Origin of the sequence: Polaromonas sp. (assembly GCF_029945895.1) — a bacterium.
Lineage (GTDB): Bacteria > Pseudomonadota > Gammaproteobacteria > Burkholderiales > Burkholderiaceae_C > Polaromonas.
This window is the reverse complement of the sequence record NZ_JAQSDL010000085.1, coordinates 122,868-142,406: the sequence shown is the minus strand read 5'-3', so window position 1 is coordinate 142,406 and position 19,539 is coordinate 122,868. Positions and strand designations below refer to the sequence as shown.

19 protein-coding genes are annotated in these 19,539 nt (G+C 64.4%); 8 read left to right on the top strand and 11 right to left on the bottom strand.

All coding sequences use genetic code 11. The features are described 5' to 3' along the window. Nucleotides 1-19 precede the first annotated feature (19 nt). The 9 genes from PSV33_RS12175 to PSV33_RS12135 all read right to left on the bottom strand — a co-directional run bounded on the left by PSV33_RS12175 (nucleotide 20) and on the right by PSV33_RS12135 (nucleotide 9,014). Nucleotides 20-2,434, bottom strand: a complete 2,415-nt coding sequence (locus PSV33_RS12175) for a heavy metal translocating P-type ATPase (protein ID WP_300562119.1) — start codon at nucleotides 2,432-2,434, stop codon at nucleotides 20-22. Nucleotides 2,435-2,561: 127 nt separating this feature from the next. Further along, complete coding sequence (locus PSV33_RS12170; protein WP_300562118.1) at nucleotides 2,562-2,816, bottom strand: SHOCT domain-containing protein; 255 nt, start codon at nucleotides 2,814-2,816, stop codon at nucleotides 2,562-2,564. Nucleotides 2,817-2,828: 12 nt separating this feature from the next. After that, nucleotides 2,829-3,278 (bottom strand): DUF302 domain-containing protein, encoded by a 450-nt coding sequence (locus PSV33_RS12165; protein ID WP_300562117.1) that lies wholly within the window; start codon nucleotides 3,276-3,278, stop codon nucleotides 2,829-2,831. 8 nt (nucleotides 3,279-3,286) lie between these two features. Next, nucleotides 3,287-3,739, bottom strand: a complete 453-nt coding sequence (locus PSV33_RS12160) for a hypothetical protein (protein WP_300562116.1) — start codon at nucleotides 3,737-3,739, stop codon at nucleotides 3,287-3,289. 131 nt (nucleotides 3,740-3,870) lie between these two features. Then, nucleotides 3,871-4,665, bottom strand: coding sequence for an SDR family NAD(P)-dependent oxidoreductase (locus PSV33_RS12155; protein ID WP_300562115.1), 795 nt, complete (start codon nucleotides 4,663-4,665; stop codon nucleotides 3,871-3,873). After that, complete coding sequence (locus tag PSV33_RS12150; protein ID WP_300562114.1) at nucleotides 4,662-5,300, bottom strand: 2-dehydro-3-deoxy-6-phosphogalactonate aldolase; 639 nt, start codon at nucleotides 5,298-5,300, stop codon at nucleotides 4,662-4,664. The genes PSV33_RS12155 and PSV33_RS12150 overlap by 4 nt, the downstream gene beginning before the upstream one ends. A gap of 4 nt (nucleotides 5,301-5,304) precedes the next feature. Beyond that, nucleotides 5,305-6,207, bottom strand: a complete 903-nt coding sequence (locus PSV33_RS12145; RefSeq protein ID WP_300562113.1) for a 2-dehydro-3-deoxygalactonokinase — start codon at nucleotides 6,205-6,207, stop codon at nucleotides 5,305-5,307. Nucleotides 6,208-6,254: 47 nt separating this feature from the next. Beyond that, nucleotides 6,255-7,256 (bottom strand): D-erythronate dehydrogenase, encoded by a 1,002-nt coding sequence (gene denD, locus PSV33_RS12140; RefSeq protein WP_300562112.1) that lies wholly within the window; start codon nucleotides 7,254-7,256, stop codon nucleotides 6,255-6,257. Nucleotides 7,257-7,271: 15 nt separating this feature from the next. Beyond that, entirely contained in the window at nucleotides 7,272-9,014 is a 1,743-nt protein-coding gene (locus tag PSV33_RS12135; RefSeq protein ID WP_300562111.1) for an IlvD/Edd family dehydratase, read from the bottom strand. A gap of 82 nt (nucleotides 9,015-9,096) precedes the next feature. Here PSV33_RS12135 and PSV33_RS12130 point away from each other — a divergent pair, with 82 nt between their 5' ends. From PSV33_RS12130 to PSV33_RS12100, 7 genes are all read left to right on the top strand, one after another. Further along, nucleotides 9,097-9,840, top strand: a complete 744-nt coding sequence (locus PSV33_RS12130; protein WP_300562108.1) for a FadR/GntR family transcriptional regulator — start codon at nucleotides 9,097-9,099, stop codon at nucleotides 9,838-9,840. Between the two features lie 28 nt (nucleotides 9,841-9,868). After that, nucleotides 9,869-10,432: a TRAP transporter small permease gene (locus PSV33_RS12125; RefSeq protein WP_300562106.1), complete on the top strand. Its 564-nt coding sequence runs from the start codon at nucleotides 9,869-9,871 to the stop codon at nucleotides 10,430-10,432. Continuing rightward, a complete protein-coding gene (locus PSV33_RS12120; RefSeq protein ID WP_300562104.1) occupies nucleotides 10,429-11,727 on the top strand; it encodes a TRAP transporter large permease subunit in 1,299 nt (432 codons plus the stop codon). Before PSV33_RS12125 ends, PSV33_RS12120 begins: the two co-directional genes overlap by 4 nt. A gap of 187 nt (nucleotides 11,728-11,914) precedes the next feature. After that, on the top strand, nucleotides 11,915-12,916 hold the full coding sequence (locus PSV33_RS12115) for a TRAP transporter substrate-binding protein (RefSeq protein ID WP_300562102.1): 1,002 nt from the start codon (nucleotides 11,915-11,917) through the stop codon (nucleotides 12,914-12,916). 72 nt (nucleotides 12,917-12,988) lie between these two features. Further along, on the top strand, nucleotides 12,989-14,194 hold the full coding sequence (locus PSV33_RS12110; protein WP_300562099.1) for a mandelate racemase/muconate lactonizing enzyme family protein: 1,206 nt from the start codon (nucleotides 12,989-12,991) through the stop codon (nucleotides 14,192-14,194). 31 nt (nucleotides 14,195-14,225) lie between these two features. Further along, nucleotides 14,226-14,738, top strand: a complete 513-nt coding sequence (locus tag PSV33_RS12105; RefSeq protein WP_300562097.1) for a gluconokinase — start codon at nucleotides 14,226-14,228, stop codon at nucleotides 14,736-14,738. Nucleotides 14,739-14,770: 32 nt separating this feature from the next. Next, on the top strand, nucleotides 14,771-15,154 hold the full coding sequence (locus PSV33_RS12100) for a hypothetical protein (protein ID WP_300562094.1): 384 nt from the start codon (nucleotides 14,771-14,773) through the stop codon (nucleotides 15,152-15,154). A 90-nt stretch (nucleotides 15,155-15,244) separates the two neighbouring features. On the opposite strand, the gene PSV33_RS12095 is transcribed toward PSV33_RS12100, so the two are convergent. Further along, a complete protein-coding gene (locus PSV33_RS12095; protein ID WP_300562180.1) occupies nucleotides 15,245-15,874 on the bottom strand; it encodes an NAD(P)H-binding protein in 630 nt (209 codons plus the stop codon). Beyond that, entirely contained in the window at nucleotides 15,816-17,525 is a 1,710-nt protein-coding gene (locus tag PSV33_RS12090) for a DEAD/DEAH box helicase (protein WP_300562091.1), read from the bottom strand. Before PSV33_RS12090 ends, PSV33_RS12095 begins: the two co-directional genes overlap by 59 nt. Nucleotides 17,526-17,876: 351 nt before the next feature. Between PSV33_RS12090 and ettA the strand changes: the two genes are divergently transcribed. After that, complete coding sequence (ettA, locus tag PSV33_RS12085; RefSeq protein WP_300515039.1) at nucleotides 17,877-19,538, top strand: energy-dependent translational throttle protein EttA; 1,662 nt, start codon at nucleotides 17,877-17,879, stop codon at nucleotides 19,536-19,538. Nucleotide 19,539 lies beyond the last annotated feature (1 nt).

Genomic DNA, 19,539 nt, shown 5'->3' with positions numbered 1-19,539 from the left:
GGTGTCGCGTGCAGACCCATCACGCAGAGGCGGGCAGACGTGCCTTGCGCAGCCTCAGCGCGTTGCTGATCACGGACACCGAGCTCAGGCTCATCGCCAGGGCCGCAATCATTGGCGATAGCAGCCAGCCGGTGAAGGGGAAGAGCAGGCCCGCGGCCAGCGGCACGCCCAGGGCGTTGTACACAAAGGCAAAGCCGAGGTTCTGCTTCATGTTGGCGATGGTGGCCTCCGAGATCGCCCGGGCCTGAGCGATGCCGCGCAGGTCGCCCTTGACCAGCGTCACCTGGGCGCTGTTCATGGCCACGTCGGTCCCCGTGCCCATCGCGATGCCTACATTGGCCTGGGCCAGGGCCGGCGCGTCATTGATGCCATCGCCTGCCATGGCCACGATGTGGCCTTCCTCCTGCAGGCGCTTGACCAGCACCAGCTTGTCGGCGGGCTGCACCCCGCCGTGGAACTCGTCAATGCCCAGGCGACCAGCCACTGCGCGCGCGGTGGTCAGGCCGTCGCCGGTGGCCATGATCACGCGCAGGCCTGCGGCCTTCAGCGTCGCCAGCGCCTCGGGCGTGCTGGCCTTGACCGGGTCGGCCACGGCCAGCAGGCCGGCGAGCTGGCCGTCCACGGCGAGGTACATCACGCTGGCGCCCTCGGCACGCAACGCTTCGGCCTGGTCCAGCAAGTCGCCTACAGTCACACCGGCCTGCTCCATCAGCGCCGTGTTGCCGAGAGCGAGTGCCCGGCCGGCGACACGCCCGCTGACACCGATGCCGCTGGCCGACTCGAAACCCTCTGCTTTGTCCAGCGCCAGCCCGCGCTCGCGTGCCGCATTCACGATGGCGTCTGCCAGCGGGTGTTCGCTGCCCTGGTCCAGACTGGCGGCCAGGCGCAACACCTCGTCGGCGCTGAAACCGGCAGCCGGCACCGCGCGGTCGAAGGCCGGCTTGCCGGCCGTCAGCGTGCCGGTCTTGTCGACGATCAGCACATCGACGGTGCGCAGGTGTTCAATTGCTGCCGCATCGCGAAAAAGAATGCCCTGGCCGGCCGCCTTGCCGGTGGCCACCATGATGGACATCGGCGTGGCCAGCCCCAGCGCGCAGGGGCAGGCGATGATCAGTACCGCCACCGCGTTGATCAGGCCATAAACCCAGCTCGGCTGCGGTCCGAAAAACCCCCAACCGAAGAATGTCAACACGGCCATCGTCACCACAGCCATGACGAACCAGCCCGCCACCTGGTCGGCCATGCGCTGCATGGGCGCCTTCGAACGCTGGGCCTGCGCCACCATCTGGACGATTTGCGACAGCATGGTCTGTGCGCCCACACGTTCAGAGCGCATCACCAGTGCCCCGCTGGTATTGAGCGTCGCGCCAATGAGTTTGTCGCCCGACCGTTTGCTCACAGGCAGGGGTTCGCCGGTCAGCATCGATTCATCGACCGCGCTGCTGCCTTCGGTGACAACACCATCGACCGGCACCTTCTCGCCGGGGCGCACGCGCAGGCTGTCGCCCACATGCACATGGGTCAGCGGCACGTCTTCTTCCGTGCCGTCGGCCCGGATGCGCCGCGCGGTCCTGGGCGCCAGCCCCAGCAGGGACTTGATCGCGGCCGAGGTCTGCGAACGTGCTTTCAACTCCAGCATCTGGCCGAGCAGCGTCAGCGAAATGATGACGGCGGCCGCCTCAAAATAGACGGCCACACGTCCCATGGAAATGAACGAGTCGGGGAACACGCCGGGCGCCACCGTGGCCACCACGCTGTAAACAAATGCGGCGCCCGTCCCCAGGCCGATCAGGGTCCACATGTTGGGACTGCGGTGGACGACCGACTGCGCACCCCGCACGAAAAACGGCCAGCCCGCCCACAGCACCACGGGCAGGGTCAGCACCAGCTCGATCCAGCTCTGGGTGGCCATGTCGAACCACCCCAACTGGTGGCCGAACATCGCCAGCACGGTAACCACCACCGTCAGCGGCAGCGTCCACCAGAAACGGCGGGTGAAGGATTGGAGCTCCGGGTTCTCGTCCTCGTCGAGACTGGGCATGACCGGCTCCAGCGTCATGCCGCAGATCGGACAGTTGCCGGGATGGTCCTGCCGGATCTCCGGGTGCATGGGACAGGTGTAGACGGTGGCCCCGGCCTGGTCATCGGCGGCTGCGTCTTTGGCTGCTGGCAGGGGTGCGGCTGTCGGCCCGTCGATATAGGCCGACGGATGGGCGGCGAATTTCCCGCGGCAACCGGCGCTGCAGAAATACCAGGACCTGCCTTCATGCTCAAGTTGATGCCCTGACGAGGTGGTGACAGTCATGCCGCAGACAGGGTCCTTGAGACCGGTCGGGTCGTCAGTGTGGGTATGACCGTGGTCATGTCCGGCGCCATGCGCTGAGTCCGCGGCTACGTCATCCGGGTGCGGGTGGGGGTGAGGTGTGTGGTTCATGGAAAACATCCTTTTATCGAAGGCCTGAACAGCTTCCTGAAAAGGATAAACCTTCCCATGATGGAAAGGTCAAGCCGCCGGCAGCCTTAACCCTGCCCGCAGGAGGGGTAGCGACGCGGATCGTGCCTCAGGTCGACCGGCCGCCGTCGCGATCGAGAACGGCCTTGCGCTCTTCGTATGCCGCCACGGTGATGTCGCCACTGGCCAGCCGCCTGCGCAACATCTCGTGTGGCGTTTCGCGCCGGTCATCTTCGCGGTCCGCGTAGCGGCCCCGGCCGAAAAGAAAAACCCCCGCGAGAATCACCAGCAGTACCAGCAGAACCAGCCACCCCAGCCCGTGCATGCCCATCATGTAGCCACCGTCATGAAACAGGCCGGGCATATGCTGACCTGCTCAGGTTTTCGCGGCGGCGCCGGTCGCCACCGTCAGCGCCGAGCGAACCCGCTCGAGGCGGCTACGCACCTCGTCGGCCACCCGGGCCACCTCGGGGTCGTCGGTCATCTGCATCACCGCCACCGGGTCCATGAAACCCACGGTGAAGCTGCCGTCGTCGTCTTCACGGACGATGACGTTGCAGGGCAGCAGCAACCCGATATCGGGCTGTGCGGTCAGGGCGCGATGCGCCAGCGGCGGATTGCAGGCGCCCAGGATGCGGTAGGGCCGCACATCGACCCCCAGCTTGGTTTTCATGGTCGCCTGCACGTCGATGTCGGTCAGCACGCCGAAACCTTCGGCTTTGAGGGCATCGGTGACACGGCTCACCACGTGGGCAAAACTGTTGTCGTCCGGCTTGCAGTAAAAGCCGTAAGCTGCGCCGGCGGAGGACGTGGTGCTGGAGCTCATGGTGTCTTTCAGGGTTTGGCCGGTGTCGGGGGCAGGCGGTCCATCATCATCTGCATCATGGACTGCATCATCTCCATGCGTTTTTCCATCCATTGCTGGCGCGCCGCCGGGTCACCGGCCATGGGGCCCGGACCGGCTCCCATCATGCCGCCCATGCCCCCCATACCGCCCGAGACGCCGGGCCCCATGCCGCCCATCATGCCCATGCCGTCCTGCATGAGTTTTTGGTGCTCGGCCATCAGGGCGTTGCGCTCTTCCGGCGTCCTGGCGCGCGACATCCTGTCGTGCATGGCTCGCATGGCGGTCATCTGTTCGTCCATGCGCGCCATCGGCATGCCTTGACCCGGAGCGGGCGCCGACGCGCCGGGGTGGTGTGCCGCGTGGCCAGGGGGCATCTGGGCGCAGCCGGCCAGGCCGAGGACTGTGGTGGCTGCGAGAATGGAAATCAGGCGAATTGACATGGAAGACTCCAGAAATGGAGTTCCCAGTCTATTGAATACCGGCCCCTTCTGGAATGCGTTCTGCAGCCTGCATGATCCATGTCAATGGCGGGGGTCATCTGCCCCCGTTCTGACACGAAAGGGGTGGAGTCCTACACCGTCACGGTGTAGTTCAGCGTCATGCGCCCGCCGTCGACCACCACGATCTCGCCGGTGATGTAACTCGCCGCATCGCTGGCCAGGTACGCCACGGTGTCGGCGATTTCGGAGGGTTCCCCCAGGCGTTTCATGGGCGTGCGGCTCATGATGCGGGCGGTGGCCTCGGGGCTGGTCAGCACCGCTTTGGCCGCCAGCTCGGTGGCGATGGTGCCGGGGGCGACGGCGTTCACGCGCACACCCTTGTCGGCCAGCGCCAGCGCCATCACGCGGGTCAGCTGGTTGATGCCGCCCTTGCTGACGTTGTAGCTGGCAATCGTGGGAATGGTCAGCACGGCGTTGACCGAACTCATGTTGATGATGCTGCCCTTGCCCGCGCTGGCCATCACACGCGCCACGGCCTGGCCCACCAGAAAAGAGCCTTTGAGGTTGATGCGCAGCACGGTGTCGAAGTCGGCTTCGGTGATCTCCAGAAAATCGGAGGCCCTGAAGATGCCGGCATTGTTGACCAGCACGTCGATGCGGCCGTGGGCGGCCAGGGTCTGTGCCACCAGCGCATCGACCTGGGCCTTGTCGCCGACGTCGCAATGGATGTACAGGCCACCGAGTTCACTGGCCAGTGCCGCACCGCGGCCATCGTCAATGTCGGCAATGACGACCTGGGCGCCCTCGCGCGCAAAGCGCCGTATACACGCCTCGCCGATGCCCTGGGCGCCGCCGGTGACGATGCAGACGCGGTCCGCCAGTCCGAATGAAATGCCTGTGGAAGAGGGTGGTGAAAGTGTGCTCATCCGGGGATGTTACCAGCGCAGGCAGCTATGAATTTTGTAGCGTTTTCGGCGACTTCCGCGGCCGCCATGCCGGGCTTGTAGAGTGCCGAGCCGATGCCGAAGCCGCTGGCGCCCGCTGCGAAATAAGCCCCCATGTTGTCCGGCGTGATACCACCCACAGGCAGCACGCTGGTTGCGGCCGGCAGCACAGCGCGCAGCGCTTTGAGTACGGCGGGGGTGATCATCTCTGCCGGGAAAATCTTCAGGCCGGTGGCGCCGCATTCAAGCGCGGCAAAGGCCTCGCTCGCGGTCATCACGCCGGGCAGGCAGACCAGACCCAGCCGCACGGCCTCGCGTACGACGGCCGGGTTGAAGTTGGGCGAGACGATCAGCTGGCCGCCCGCGGCCCGCACATTGCGCACGTCTTCCACGCTCAGCACCGTGCCGGCGCCGACCAGGGCCTGGGGACAGGCCGCGGCCATGGCCGCAATGCTGTCCAGCGGCTGCGGTGAATTGAGCGGAACTTCGATCAGCGTCCAGCCGCTGGACAGCAGTGCCTGCCCCACCGGGATGGCCTCTGCAGGCCGCAGGCCGCGCAGGATCGCGACCAGCGGCAGGGCGTTCAGGGCAGCGGCAAACTTATGGGAGGCGTTCATGGGTTTAGGCAGGAGGGGTGACGGACAAGGTATCGGCAATGGCGCGCAGGCCGCGCCAGGTGGCACTGGCGCCCACGCGGCTGACCGTCACGCCCAACTGCTGCAGCGCCTGTTCGTATCGCCCTGTCAGCGCCTCTGCACCCATGAGCACGACGGACTCGCCGCGCTGCAGGTTCTGGCCTTTGAGTTCTTCGCCGATCACGAGTCCCGACAGGTAGCTGGGCAGGGCCTCGGGCGCCACGCGCTGGAACAGGGACAGGGTGCGCGTGCTGAAAGCCGTGTGCAGCAGGCCGGGGCCAGCCAGCGCGCGGGCCACGCCCTGCCCGAAGGCGGCCGTGTCCGCTGGCGGCTCCCCGGCAGGCAGGCTGCGCGCCAGAATCGAGTGCTGGCGCAGCAGCGCATAAAACTCGCCGGTCATCCAGGTGGAAAAATCCGTGATGCGACCGCCGGTGACGGTGACCCATTTGCTGTGGGTGCCCGGCAGCACCAGGCGCGCATCGGCGATACCCAGCAGCAACAGGGCGCCCACAATCTGCGTTTCCTCGCCACGCATGACATCGGGGATGCCTTCCGCGCTGATGCTCAGGCCGGGCACGATGGCGATGCGACCGGGCTCCAGCCATTCCAGCCGGGCGGCAATGTCGCTGAAGCCGGCCGGACAGGCGCAGTAGGGTGCTTCCCGCCATCCCTGCTGGCTGCCGGCCATGCCCGAGATCAGGCACAAGGTGCCGGCCGTCATCCAGTCGCCAAACGAACTTTCAAAAACCGCCGGAAAATCGCCTGCCGCCACGCTGAGGATGCCGCGTGCCAGGGCGCGTTCCTCCAGCACCTGGCCATCGGGCGCGACCAGCGCCCCGCGCAGTGACGAGGTGCCCCAGTCCACCGCCAGCAATCGTCGGTTGTTCATGCGGGCCGTGTGCGGAGAGTGGGACCAGGCATGCCGGTGGGCTTGGGTCAGGACATGCCCTGCAGGGCACCCGCCGGGTAGGCGGGGCTGCGGCAATCCTCGATGTACTGTTCAATGATGGCCTTGAAGGAAACGTCGGGCTTCAGGCCCAGCGCATGCGCCCGATCGGCGCTGGCACCGCGCGCCCAGTTGGCCACGATGCCGGCGATGCGTTCGTCGCGTTCGAAGCGCACCCGCTTGCGAACTGCGGGACCGGCGACCTCTTCCAGGGCCTGCAGCATCTCGCCGACGCTGACATTGAGGCCCGGCAGATTGAGCGCCAGCCGTCCGCCCATGGCTTGCTGGCTGGCCTCGAACACGGTGATCAGCCCCTGCACCGTGTTCGACGGCGATGACACCGGGTGCGTGACGCCCGCATCCACCGGGCAGGTGGTTTCCACACCGGCCAGGGGCTCGCGGATGATGCCGCTGAAAAATGAGGAGGCCGCGCCGTTGGGTTTGCCCGGGCGCACCGTGACGGTCATCAGGCGCGCCGAGCGGCCATCGACAAAACCCTTGCGGGTGTAGTCGGCGATCAGGTGTTCACACACCAGCTTGTGCATGCCGTAGGAGGTCTGCGGCGACGGCAGCGTGTGGTCGCTCACGAGGTCGGGCAACGGGTTGGACGCGTCCGGACCGAACACTGCCACCGAACTGGCGAACACCAGTCGCGGGGCATTGCCGGCCCGGCGCAGGCCGTCGAGCAGAAGGCGGGTGCTGTCGAGGTTGGAATGCAGGCCCAGGTCGAAGTCGAGCTCGCACTCGCCCGACACCGCCGAGGCCAGATGAAAAACGGCGTCGAAGCCGCTGGCAAACAGGGCCGCCTGGTTCAGCAGCGGACCGGTGTGCACCCGCACCCGCTGGTCGGCCGCCAGATCGGCGGGCGGCGCAAACATGTCGGCAATATGCAGTTCGGCAATCGCCTGGCCATCGAGCCGGCCCTTTTGCAGAATCGCGCGGGCCAGCCTGGCGCCGACAAAACCAGCGCCCCCCGTGATGAGTAATTTCATGTCAGCCCTTGTGAATCAATGGTTGTCGCGCGGCACGAAAGAGCCGCGTTTGCCGACCAGGAAGTCCAGGTCCACGCCTTCGTCGGCCTGCAGCACATGGTCGACATACAGCTTCCAGTAGCCCGAGGACAGCGGTGGCGGTGGTGCTTTCCATTCGGCCAGGCGGCGCGCCAGTTCCTCGTCGCTGATATGCAGATGCAGCTTGCGCTCGGGCACGTTGAGTTCGATCATGTCGCCGTTTTGCACAATCGCCAGCGGGCCGCCGGCCGCCGCTTCGGGCGCGGTGTGCAAGACCACGGTGCCGTAGGCCGTGCCGCTCATGCGCGCGTCGCTGATGCGCACCATGTCGGTGATGCCCTTTTTGAGAATCTTGGGCGGCAGCGGCATGTTGCCGACCTCGGCCATGCCGGGGTAACCCTTGGGGCCGCAGTTTTTCAGCACCATGACGCAGGTTTCATCGATGTCCAGGCCGTCGTCGTCGATGCGTGCGTGGAAGTCCTCGATGTTTTCAAACACCACCGCGCGGCCGGTGTGCACCATCAGCGCAGGCGTGGCGGCACTCGGCTTGATGACCGCGCCGCGCGGCGACAGGTTGCCGCGCAGCACGGCAATTCCGGCCTTGTCCTTGAAAGGCGTGGCCAGCGGCCGGATCACCTCGGTGTTGTAGTTCTGCGCGTCGGCGATGTTCGCGCCAATGGTCTGGCCGTTGGCGGTGATCGCGTCCAGGTGCAGGTGCTGCGCGATTTCCTTCATGACCACCGGCAGGCCGCCGGCGTAACAGAAGTCTTCCATCAGGAACTTGCCCGAGGGCTGCAGATTGACCAGGCAGGGCAATTCGCTGGCCAGGCGGTCGAAATCGTCTACCGTGAGTTTCACGCCAATGCGGCCGGCCATCGCGATCAGGTGGATCACCGCATTGGTCGAACCGCCAATCGCGGCCAGGGTCTTGATGGCGTTTTCAAAGGCCTCGCGCGTCAGGATTTTCGAGAGCAGCAGGTCCTCATGCACCATCTCGACCGCGCGGCGTCCGGCCATGCGCGCCAGCACATTGCGCCGGCCGTCCACAGCCGGGTAGGCGGCGTTGCCGGGCAGGCCGATGCCCAGCGCCTCGACCATGCTGGCCATGGTGCTGGCGGTGCCCATGGTCATGCAGTGGCCGTGGCTGCGGTGCATGCAGCTTTCGGCTTCAAAAAAATCGGCGAGCTTGAGCGTGCCGGCGCGCACCTGCTCGCTCATGCTCCAGACGCCGGTGCCCGAGCCCAGCTCCTGGCCACGCCATTTGCCGCTGAGCATGGGGCCACCGCTGACACCTACCGTCGGCAGGTCCACGCTGGCTGCGCCCATGACCAGTGAAGGGGTGGTCTTGTCGCAGCCCATCAGCAGCACCACGCCGTCGATCGGGTTGCCGCGAATGCTTTCCTCCACGTCCATGCTGGCCAGGTTGCGGTACAGCATGGCGGTCGGGCGCAGCAGGGTTTCGCCCAGCGACATGACCGGGAACTCCAGCGGGAAGCCGCCGGCCTCGTACACGCCGATCTTCACCTGCTCGGCAATCGTGCGGAAGTGGCAGTTGCAGGGCGTCAGTTCGCTGAAGGTGTTGCAGATGCCGATGACGGGCCGGCCGTCGAACTGGTCATGCGGCACGCCCTTGCCCTTGACCCAGCTGCGGTAGGCGAAACCGTCGCGGTCCTGGCGGCCAAACCATTGCTGGCTGCGCAGCTCTTCGGGTTTCTTCCGGAGGGTCTTGGGGGCGGTCATAGGGAAAATCCTTAATTGATAAACATATTATCGTCATACCATTGCGCCGCGAATCCTAGTAATAACCATTAAAAGGACGGCAATGATCAAAAACGTTCACGGCAACACGGTTGACCACCTTGGCGAAGCCATTGTTGCGGGCCGGTATGCCGTGGGTGCGTCGATCCCGCCCGAGCCGGTGCTGTGCCAGGAGCTTGGTGTCAGCCGCACGGTGGTGCGCGAAGCGGTGAAGTCGCTGATTGCCAAGGGCCTGATGACCACCGGCCCCAAGGTGGGCACCCGTGTGTTGCCCCCGGACCACTGGAACTGGTTCGATCCCGACGTCATCATCTGGCAGTCCAAGGCCGGACTGACGCCCGAATTCTTGCGCGACCTGCAGGACCTGCGCCGCGTGGTCGAGCCCGCCGCGATGCGCCTGGCGGCAGAGCGCGCCACCGCACAGGACATTGCCGAGGTCGAGGCCGCTTACGCCGGCATGAAACACGCCGTCGAGGCGGGCGGCGACTACGTCACGCACGACCTGCGGTTCCACCAGGGACTGCTGCGCGCCAGCCGCAACCGCATGCTGGTGCAGATGAGCAAGGCGCTGGGTGCGCTGCTGCGCACCAGCTTTGAAATTTCCACACGCCGCAAGGACGGCCCGGCCCACTCCCTGCCGCTGCACCGGGCCGTGCTGGATGCGGTGATCGCGCACCAGCCCGACGAGGCCGAGCGCGCCATACGCGTGCTGATCGACGGCGCGAAAGAAGACATCGAAGAGGTGCTGGCCTCGCGCCGCCGGCTGCCCGTCCTGAGCAGCCCCGCGCGGCAGCTCAAGGCGGCCTGAGCCCTCCCACCAGACAACAGGCGGAAAAATGAATTTGCAAAAGGCAATGGATGCGGCGATTTTCTGGTTCTTCAAGTTCCTGGAACTGCTGGTGGTCGTCTGCATGGTAGCCATGGTTTTCATGGTGTTCGGCAACGTCGTGCTGCGGTATGCCTTCAATTCGGGCATCTCCGTCTCAGACGAGATGTCGCGGTATTTCTTCATCTGGCTGACCTATATCGGTGCAATGCTGGCCATGCACGAAGGCGGGCATCTGGGCGTGGACACCCTGGTCAAGCACCTGCCGGTGCTTGGCAAGAAACTCTGCCTGTTCCTGAGCGAGGCACTGATGCTGTTCTGCAATGTGCTCTTTTTCATGGGAACCTATGAAATGCATGAACTGCAGGTCAGCAATGTCTCGCCGGTGGTCGGCATTTCCATGATCTGGATTTACGGCATTGGCTACATCGTCAGCGTGGTGATGGCCATCATCAATCTCAATGTGCTGTTCAGGCTGGTGACGGGGCGCATCAGTGAGGCCGAGCTGGTACAGGTGGTCGAAACCGAAGGCCTGGCCGACGTCGAAAAACAAATGCAGGGAAGCAAGTCATGACCGTCAGCGTTTTCATTCTCAGCCTGCTGGCCGCCATGGCGATCGGCATGCCTATCGCCTATGCGCTGCTGGTCTGCGGCGTCACGCTGATGGCTTTCCTGGCCGCCACCAGCGGCCTGGTGACATTTGACAGCCAGATTCTGGCCCAGCGTTTTGTCGACGGTGCCGACAACTTCCCGCTGCTGGCCGTGCCGTTTTTCCTGCTGGCCGGCGAATTCATGAATGCCGGTGGCATCAGCCGCCGCATTGTCAACCTGGCGATGGCCTGGGTCGGCCACTACCGCGGCGGCCTCGGTTATGTCACGGTCATCGCCGCCGTGATCATGGCTTCGCTGTCGGGTTCGGCGATTGCCGACACCGCCGCTCTGGCCGCGCTGCTGATTCCCATGATGCGGGCTGCTGGCTACAACGTGGGCCGGGCTTCTGGCCTGATCGCGTCGGGCGGCATCATTGCGCCGGTGATTCCCCCGTCAATCGGCCTGATCATTTTCGGTGTGGCCGGCAACGTCTCCATCACCAAGTTGTTCCTGGCCGGCATCGTGCCGGGCATCCTGATGGGCGCGGCGATCGGCTTGACCTGGTGGTGGATTGCCCGCAAGGAAAATGTGCGCCCCGCACCCAAGCTCTCCATGGCGGGGCGTCTGCACATCACGGCCCAGGGCGGGTTTGCGCTGACCCTGCCCATTGTCATCATCGGCGGCATGAAGTTCGGCATCTTCACGCCGACCGAGGCCGCCGTGGTGGCTGCGGTCTACAGCTTTGTGGTTGGCATGTTCATCTACCGCGAGCTCAAGTGGTCGGAGCTGTATGGACTGATCCTGGCGGCCGGAAAAACCACCGCCGTGGTGATGTTCCTGGTGGCTGCGGCCATGGTCAGCGCCTGGCTGATCACGGTGGCCAACATTCCCACGGAAGTCGCCGGCCTGATGTCGCCTTTCATGGACAACAAGATCCTGCTGATGCTGGTGATGATGGTGCTGATCGTGGTGGTCGGCACCGCACTGGACTTCACCCCGACCGTGCTGATTCTCACGCCGGTGCTGATGCCGGTGGTGCTCAAGGCCGGCATTGATCCGGTGTATTTCGGCATCATGTTCATCATGAACAATGCCATCGGCCTGATCACGCCACCGGTGGGCACCGTGCTCAACGTGGTCTGTGGCGTCGCCAAAATCAGCATGGACGAGGCCTTCAAGGGGGTGCTGCCCTTTCTGATGGCCCAATTGGCCGTGCTTTTTCTGCTGGTGCTTTTTCCCTCCATCGTGACCGAGCCACTCAAGTGGTGGATGCGATGAGGGGCATTTTCATAAATCCATTTTTCGGGCGAATTGCGTCGTTGCGCGGTGCTCGCAATCCTCATGTACTTCAGTACATTCCGGTTGCTGCGCTCCGTGCGCCTTGCACTTCATTCCGAAAAGCTGGATTTCTGGAAGTGCCCCAGCATTTTTTTTAACCAAGTCGTTTTTATAAAAGGAGACAACCATGTTCAAACGCAGAACCCTGGCCCTGGCCGCAGCCGCCTTGCTGGTGGCCACTTCGAGCTTCGCGCAGTTTGCCGATCGCACGATCAAGTTCACCAATGGCGTGAACGAAGACCATCCGGTCGGCGTCGGCGTCAAGAAGATGCAGGAAGTGCTGGCCGCCAAGACCGGCGGCAAGATGAAGATCAATGCCTTCTGGGGCGGCGCCGCGGGCGGCGATCTGCCGGCCACGCAGGCGCTGCGCGCCGGCACCCAGGAGATGGTGTGCACGTCCAGCTCGCCGCTGGTGGGCATCGTCAAGGAGCTGGGCGCCTTCGATCTGCCCTTCCTGTTTGCCAATGAAAAGGAAGCCGATGCGGTGCTGGATGGCCCCGCAGGCGCCTACTTCAACAAAAAGCTGGAAGAAGCCGGCCTGATCAACCTCGCTTACTGGGAAAACGGTTTCCGCAACCTGACCAACAGCAAGCGGCCGGTCGCCAAGGCGGAAGACTTTGAAGGTGTCAAGGTTCGCGTGATGCAGAACAACATCTTCCTGGACACCTTCAAGACGCTGGGCACCAACGCCGTGCCCATGGCTTTTGGCGAGGTCTTCACCGCGCTGGAAACCAAAACCATCGACGGCCAGGAAAATCCGTTCGTGACCATCGAGACCTCGAAGTTCAGCGAAGTGCAGAAGTACCTGAGCGTCACGCGCCATGCCTACACCCCCTTCCTGATCCTGTACAGCAAGAAGCTCTGGGACCAGCTCAACCCGCAGGAGCAGGCTGTGCTGCGTGAAGCCGCCATGGAAGGCCAGAAAGTAGAACGTGCAGCCAACCGTGCACTCAACGAAAAATCGCTGGCCAATCTGCGAAAGACCATGACCGTCAATGACGTGTCACCGGCCGAGCAGAAGCGCATGTTCGACAAGGTCAAACCTGTTTACGACAAGAACATCCCTATCATTGGCGCTGAGCCGGTGAAGATGGTGATGGACGCGTTGAAGAAGGCGCGCGGCGGCTAAACGGCGCTTCGGCAGCATCGTCACAAGGCCGCAGGGGTTGACTCTTGCGGCCTTTTTTTTTCGGAGCCACGCTTGAAAATCACCAAAGTCGAAACCCTGAGACTCGGCGAGTTTCCCAACATCATCTGGGTCCGCATTTATACCGACGAAGGCCTGGTTGGTCTCGGCGAGACCTTCATGGGCGCAGCGGCCGTGGAAGCCTACATCCACGAGTGGGCCGGTCCCAAGCTGCTGGGCAAGGACCCGCTGGCCATCGAGGCGCGCAACAAGGACATCACCGGTTACCTCGGCTGGCGTGGCTCCGGCGTGGAAACCCGGGGCAATTCGGCCATCGACATTGCGCTGTGGGATATTTTCGGCAAGGCGGCCAACATGCCGCTGTACACCGCGCTGGGCGGCAAGAGCCGCGACAGCATACGCATCTACAACACCTGCGCGGGTTACCAGTACGTGCGCAGCACCGTCAACCAGACCAGCGCCAACTGGGGCATTGGCCAGGCGAAGAAAGCCAACGCGGGGCCGTATGAGGATCTCGAAGGTTTCCTGCATCGCGCCGATGAACTGGCCGAGTCGCTGCTGAGCGAAGGCGTGACGGCGATGAAGATCTGGCCCTTCGACCCGGCGGCCGAGAAAAGCGACGGGCAGTACATCAGCAATTCCGACCTGGACCTCGCGCTGGAACCGTTCCGCAAGATCCGCTCGGCAGTCGGCGAGCAGATGGACATCATGGTGGAGTTTCACAGCTTGTGGCGGTTGCCGATGGCGCAGAAGATTGCGCGCGCGCTCAAGCCCTTCAATACCTTCTGGCACGAAGACGCCATCCGCATGGATTCGCTGGACCTGCTCAAACAGTATTCGAAAGACTGCGACGCGCTGATCTGCGCGAGCGAAACATTGAGCTACAAATGGGGCTTCAAGGACTACCTGCAGACCGGCGTGGCCGGTGTCGCCATGCTGGACCTGAGCTGGTGCGGCGGCCTGACCGAAGCGCGCAAGATTGCGGCCATGGCCGACGCCTGGCAATTGCCCGTCGCGCCGCACGACTGCACCGGACCGGTGGTCTGGGCGGCCTCCAGCCACCTGTCCCTGCATGCGCCCAATGCCCTGATCCAGGAAAGCGTGCGCGCCTTTTACACCGGCTGGTACAAGGAACTGGTGACCGAGCTGCCCACCGTGACCCAGGGCATGCTCAGCCTGAACGGCAAACCCGGACTGGGGCTGGAACTGCTGCCCGATCTGCACCAACGCCCTGACGCCACGGTGCGCTGGTCGGCCTAGGTGTTGGCAGGGAAGGCAGAATGTGGCGCAGATGAATGCTGATATTTTTGTCGTCATGGGCGTCAGCGGCTGCGGCAAGAGCACCGTGGGCGCCCAGCTGGCGGCCGCACTCGGCCTGGAGTTTCTGGAGGGCGACGGCCTGCATCCCGCCAGCAACGTGGCGCGCATGGCGGCCGGAGTGGCGCTGGGCGACGAGGATCGGGAAGGCTGGCTGCAAACGCTGGCCGAACGGCTCGCGCAGGCCCGTGCGGCCGGGCGCGGCCTGGTGCTGTCGTGCTCGGCACTCAAGCGTTCCTACCGCGACATCCTGCGGCGCGGGGCGCCCGACGTCCGTTTTATTCATCTGCAGGGCGACTACCCCTTGCTCGCGGCGCGCATGGCCGCGCGAACCGGCCATTACATGCCGCTGTCGCTGCTGGCCAGCCAGCTCAGCACGCTGGAAGCACCCGGCCCGGAGGAAAATGCACAGAGCTTCGATCTCGCCAGCCCGCCCGAAGAGATCGTGGCCGCTGTGCTGGCCTGGCGGCGAGCTGCTGGTGCCTGAGCACCCCCTTGTTTACTTCTGACGGATTTTCCATGACTGCTTTCACCAAAATCACGCTCTACACCGGCCCCGACGGCCGCGCCGGATTTCGCGAGGAGCCGCTGGCGCTGACCGAAGGCTCGCCGCAAGCGCTGTTGTCCCCCTTGACGCCGTCGACCGGCTACCAGCTGCGGCATAGCCCGGTGGGTTTTCGCAGCCAGTTTCATTGCACGGTGACACCGCAATGGGTGGTCATTCTCGGCGGCCAGATGGAAATTGGCCTGCAGGATGGAACCTCGCGCGTGTTCAAGCCCGGGGAGCACTTCTATTCGGCCGATCTGCTCCCGACTGGCGCAGCGTTTGATGCGGCCGTCCACGGCCACTGGAGCCGCCAGGTCGGGCCGGACCCGCTGGTGACGCTGTTCGTGCAAGGCTGAAAACCGCACCGGCAACGGTTGATTGCTATCGAATCAATAGCTGGTTGCGCACGAAGGCAAAGGGCTGGAGGCCAAAAAGGCCATGAAGTTTCAGACGGGCTGGAGCTCGCCCGAGAGCAGCACGCGGCGTCCCGGCTGGCCGGCCTGCACCGCGCTCACCAGAGCCGCGGCGACGTTGGCTGCTGCAACCACGCGGTAGTTGCGCGGGATCAGCGGCTTGAACAGGCGCATGGCAACCAGCGCGAGCTGTTCACCGGGGCGGGTGGCTTGTGCCAGGGCCGCGCGGTTGCCTGCCAGGACCGAGGGCCGTGCGAAGACCACGCTGTCGTAGCCGAGCCGGCTGACAGCGTCTTCCATGTCGCCCTTGACGCGGTTGTAAAAAACGGGGGAGGTCGTGTCGGCGCCCATGGCGCTGACGATGCCCAGGCGCTTAGCGCCGGCGGCACGCGCCGATCTGGCCAGCGCCACGACAGCGTCGAAATCGACGGCCCGGAAAGCCTGCTGGCTGCCGGCCACCTTGATCGTGGTGCCCAGCGCGATGAACACGTCGTCCACCGCAGGCGCCTCGAATGTTGCGAGGTCCGTGATGACGTGAGTCACCAGTTTGGGGTGTTCTGTCCCGGGTTTTCGGCGGCCCACGCAGTGGACCGCCGAATAACTTTTATCGGCCAGTAAACGAGCCAGAATTTCCCGACCGACCAGACCCGTTGCTCCGGCCACCAGGGCCACCCGAGCGTCCGCCGCCACCGCCACCGCCGGCTGGCCGGCCGCCGCCGCGGTAGTTGCCGCGGTTGCCGCCGGTGGGCTGGCCGGAGGAAGGGAAGCCTGAGGAAACATGGCTGGCGGGTTGGGCATCATCGTCGCGCTCCTGGGTGTTGCGTGGACGGGGAGGCTGGGCATTCGGGTTGCGCGCCTGCTGCTGCGCAGGCTGGCCGCCTTGTGCGTAGCCGGAATTCTGGCGCGGCTGGCCGCCCTGAGGCTGGCTGCGGCCACCATTGCCGCCTCCGCTGCTGCGGCCGCGGCCGCCGCCATTGTTCCCACCACCGTTGCCGCCGCCGCCATTGCCGGCGCCTCGGCCGCCCTGGGGCTTGTTCTCGCGGATACGCGTCATCATTTCGCTGCGGGCGGCCTTGGCGGCTGCCTGCATCACGTCACGGCTCGGCGGTTTGCCCAGGCCACCCCAGATGGTCTGGCGACCCATGGCCAGCGGCTCGGCTTTTTCGCCGGGTTCGGCTTCAAAACCGGGCACGATGACTTTTTCGATGTTCTGCTTGGTGAAGCGCTCGATGTCCTGCATGAAGCCTTCTTCGTCCAGACAGACCAGGCTGACGGCTTCACCGCTGTTGCCGGCGCGGCCGGTGCGGCCGATGCGGTGCACATAGTCTTCGCTGACATTGGGGATTTCATAGTTGACGACGTGTGGCAGCTCGTCGATGTCGATGCCGCGCGCGGCAATGTCGGTGGCCACCAGCGCGCGGATGCTGCCGCTCTTGAAGTCGGCCAGCGCCTGTGTGCGGGCGGTCTGGCTCTTGTTGCCGTGCAGGGCCATCGCGGGGATGCCGTTTTTTGTCAGGTGTTCGGCTACATTGTTGGCGCCGAACTTGGTGCGGGTGAACACCAGCACCTGGCTCCAGTTGTGCTCGTTGATGATGTGCGTGAGCAGTGCTTTTTTCTTGCCGCGGCCGACCGGATGGATCGTCTGCGTGATGCGCTGCACCGTGGTGTTGCGCGGTGTCACCTGGATGTGCAGCGGGTCGCGCAGCAGGCCGTTGGCCAGGTCGCGGATCTCGTCGCTGAAGGTGGCGGAAAACAGCAGCGTCTGCTTCTGCTTGGGCACCAGGGCCAGCACCTTCTTGATGTCGTGGATGAAGCCCATGTCCAGCATGCGATCGGCTTCGTCGAGCACCAGGATCTGCACCTGGCTCAGGTCCAGCGTGCCCTGGCTGGCGTGGTCCAGCAGGCGGCCGGGGGTGGCCACCAGGATGTCGACGCCGCGGCGCAGTTTGTCAATCTGCGCGCCCATGCCGACACCGCCGAACATCACCATGGAGGAGAGTTCGAGGTATTTGCCGTAGAGGCGAACGCTTTCCTCGACCTGGGCGGCGAGTTCGCGTGTCGGGGTCATGATGAGGGCGCGCACGGCGCTGACGCCGCGCTTGTTTTTCAGGGACGGCTCGGACGACAGGCGCTGCAGCATGGGCAGCACGAAGGCCGCGGTTTTGCCGGTGCCGGTCTGGGCGCCGCCGAGGAGGTCGCCGCCGGCCAGCACGGCAGGAATGGCCTGGGCCTGGATCGGGGTGGGAACGGTATAGCCCTGCTCAAGCACGGCTTTAAGAATGGCCGGGGCCAGATTCAGATTTTCAAAAGTCATTGATGGTGCACGCGAAGGTGCCAAAGATCGGCCAGTCGGGGGCTGGTAAAGCCTCCGCCAGTGAAAGGCAGACGGGTAAAAAAGTCAGGCTGGGCACCCAAACTGTCACCGAAGGTGTGCCTAATTGCGGCTGGCAACTGGAGCCAGCAACCCGTGTATTGTCGCATGGAACGATAATCGGGGTATTCACGCCGGACCCGTGCCTTGATATGAGGTGCCCGCCCCCCAGCTACGGTGTGTGCTTTTCGTACGCGAGGAGATCCGCAAAAATCCTGCAAGAATCCTGTCTGCAGGCCGCACGCGCCGCATTTTTCCTTGCGTTGTCTTTTCCTTTTTAGAAGTTGAATCCCGATGGCCCAGTACGTATTTACCATGAACAAGGTCGGCAAGATCGTGCCGCCCAAGCGTCAGATTCTCAAGGACGTTTCCCTCAGCTTTTTCCCGGGCGCCAAGATCGGCGTGCTCGGCACCAACGGTTCCGGCAAGTCCACGCTGCTCAAGATCATGGCCGGGCTGGACAAAGAGTACGAAGGCGAGGCCATGCCCATGCCGGGCCTGAACATCGGTTACCTGCCGCAGGAGCCCAAGCTGGACCCCGAGCACACGGTGCGCGAGAGTGTCGAAGCCGGCATGGGTGCGGTGTTTGCCGCCAAGGCCCAGCTCGAGGCCGTGTACACCGCTTACGGTGAGCCCGATGCCGACTTTGACGCGCTGGCCGCCGAGCAGGCACGTCTTGAAGCCATCATCGCCACCTCGGGCACCGACTCCGAACACCAGCTCGAAATCGCCGCCGACGCGCTGCGCCTGCCGCCCTGGGACGCCAAGGTCGGCGTTCTTTCGGGCGGCGAAAAACGCCGCGTGGCCCTGTGCAGCCTGCTGCTGTCCAAGCCCGACATGCTGCTGCTCGACGAGCCGACCAACCACCTGGACGCCGAATCGGTGGACTGGCTTGAGCAGTTCCTGCAGCGTTACCCCGGCACCGTGGTGGCCATCACCCATGACCGCTACTTCCTGGACAACGCCGCCGAGTGGATTCTGGAGCTGGACCGCGGCCGCGGCATCCCCTGGAAAGGCAACTACAGCACCTGGCTGGAACAAAAGGGCGAACGCCTGGCGCAGGAGCAAAAGGGCGAGGAGGCCAGAGCCAAGGCCCTGAAGAAAGAGCTCGAATGGTCACGCCAGAACCCGAAAGCGCGTCAGGCCAAGAGCAAGTCGCGTCTGGCCCGCTTTGAAGAGCTGTCCGACTTCGAATACCAGCAGCGCAACGAAACCCAGGAGATTTTCATTCCCGTGGCCGAGCGCCTGGGCAATGAAGTCATCGAGTTCAAGAACGTCAGCAAGTCCTTTGGCGACCGCCTGCTGATCGACAACCTGAGCTTCAAGATTCCGGCCGGCGCCATTGTCGGCATCATCGGTCCCAACGGTGCGGGTAAATCCACGCTGTTCAAGCTGATCGCCGGCAAGGAGCAGCCCGACAGCGGCGAGGTGGCAATTGGCAAGACCGTCCGCATGGCGTTTGTCGACCAGCACCGCGATGACCTGGCCAACGAAAAAACCGTCTGGGAAGACATCTCCGGCGGGCTCGACATGTTGACGGTCGGCAAGTTCACCATGCCCAGCCGTGCTTATGCCGGACGCTTCAACTTCAACGGCGCCGACCAGCAAAAACGCGTGGGCACGCTGTCGGGTGGTGAGCGCGGGCGCCTGCACCTGGCCAAGACCCTGATTGCCGGCGGCAACGTGCTGATGCTCGACGAACCGTCCAACGACCTCGACGTGGAAACGCTGCGTTCGCTGGAAGACGCTTTGCTCGAATTCGCCGGCTCCATCATGGTGATCAGCCATGACCGCTGGTTCCTGGACCGCATCGCCACGCACATCCTGGCGGCCGAAGGCGACAGCCAGTGGACCTTCTTCGACGGCAACTACCAGGAGTACGAAGCCGACAAGAAGAAACGCCTGGGCGAAGAGGGTGCCAAGCCCAAACGCATGCGGTTCAAGGCATTGCACTAGC

What these genes read in the sequence shown, in the direction of transcription:
- PSV33_RS12130 (WP_300562108.1), top strand. Translation starts at nt 9,097, where the DNA reads ATGATCAAAAACGTTCACGGCAACACGGTTGACCACCTTGGCGAAGCC.
- PSV33_RS12115 (WP_300562102.1), top strand. Translation starts at nt 11,915, where the DNA reads ATGTTCAAACGCAGAACCCTGGCCCTGGCCGCAGCCGCCTTGCTGGTG.
- PSV33_RS12135 (WP_300562111.1), bottom strand. Translation starts at nt 9,014, where the DNA reads ATGACCGCCCCCAAGACCCTCCGGAAGAAACCCGAAGAGCTGCGCAGC.
- PSV33_RS12145 (WP_300562113.1), bottom strand. Translation starts at nt 6,207, where the DNA reads ATGAACAACCGACGATTGCTGGCGGTGGACTGGGGCACCTCGTCACTG.
- PSV33_RS12160 (WP_300562116.1), bottom strand. Translation starts at nt 3,739, where the DNA reads ATGTCAATTCGCCTGATTTCCATTCTCGCAGCCACCACAGTCCTCGGC.
- PSV33_RS12165 (WP_300562117.1), bottom strand. Translation starts at nt 3,278, where the DNA reads ATGAGCTCCAGCACCACGTCCTCCGCCGGCGCAGCTTACGGCTTTTAC.
- PSV33_RS12100 (WP_300562094.1), top strand. Translation starts at nt 14,771, where the DNA reads ATGACTGCTTTCACCAAAATCACGCTCTACACCGGCCCCGACGGCCGC.
- PSV33_RS12170 (WP_300562118.1), bottom strand. Translation starts at nt 2,816, where the DNA reads ATGCCCGGCCTGTTTCATGACGGTGGCTACATGATGGGCATGCACGGG.
- PSV33_RS12150 (WP_300562114.1), bottom strand. Translation starts at nt 5,300, where the DNA reads ATGAACGCCTCCCATAAGTTTGCCGCTGCCCTGAACGCCCTGCCGCTG.
- ettA (WP_300515039.1), top strand. Translation starts at nt 17,877, where the DNA reads ATGGCCCAGTACGTATTTACCATGAACAAGGTCGGCAAGATCGTGCCG.
- denD (WP_300562112.1), bottom strand. Translation starts at nt 7,256, where the DNA reads ATGAAATTACTCATCACGGGGGGCGCTGGTTTTGTCGGCGCCAGGCTG.
- PSV33_RS12155 (WP_300562115.1), bottom strand. Translation starts at nt 4,665, where the DNA reads ATGAGCACACTTTCACCACCCTCTTCCACAGGCATTTCATTCGGACTG.
- PSV33_RS12120 (WP_300562104.1), top strand. Translation starts at nt 10,429, where the DNA reads ATGACCGTCAGCGTTTTCATTCTCAGCCTGCTGGCCGCCATGGCGATC.
- PSV33_RS12175 (WP_300562119.1), bottom strand. Translation starts at nt 2,434, where the DNA reads ATGAACCACACACCTCACCCCCACCCGCACCCGGATGACGTAGCCGCG.
- PSV33_RS12090 (WP_300562091.1), bottom strand. Translation starts at nt 17,525, where the DNA reads ATGACTTTTGAAAATCTGAATCTGGCCCCGGCCATTCTTAAAGCCGTG.
- PSV33_RS12125 (WP_300562106.1), top strand. Translation starts at nt 9,869, where the DNA reads ATGAATTTGCAAAAGGCAATGGATGCGGCGATTTTCTGGTTCTTCAAG.
- PSV33_RS12105 (WP_300562097.1), top strand. Translation starts at nt 14,226, where the DNA reads ATGAATGCTGATATTTTTGTCGTCATGGGCGTCAGCGGCTGCGGCAAG.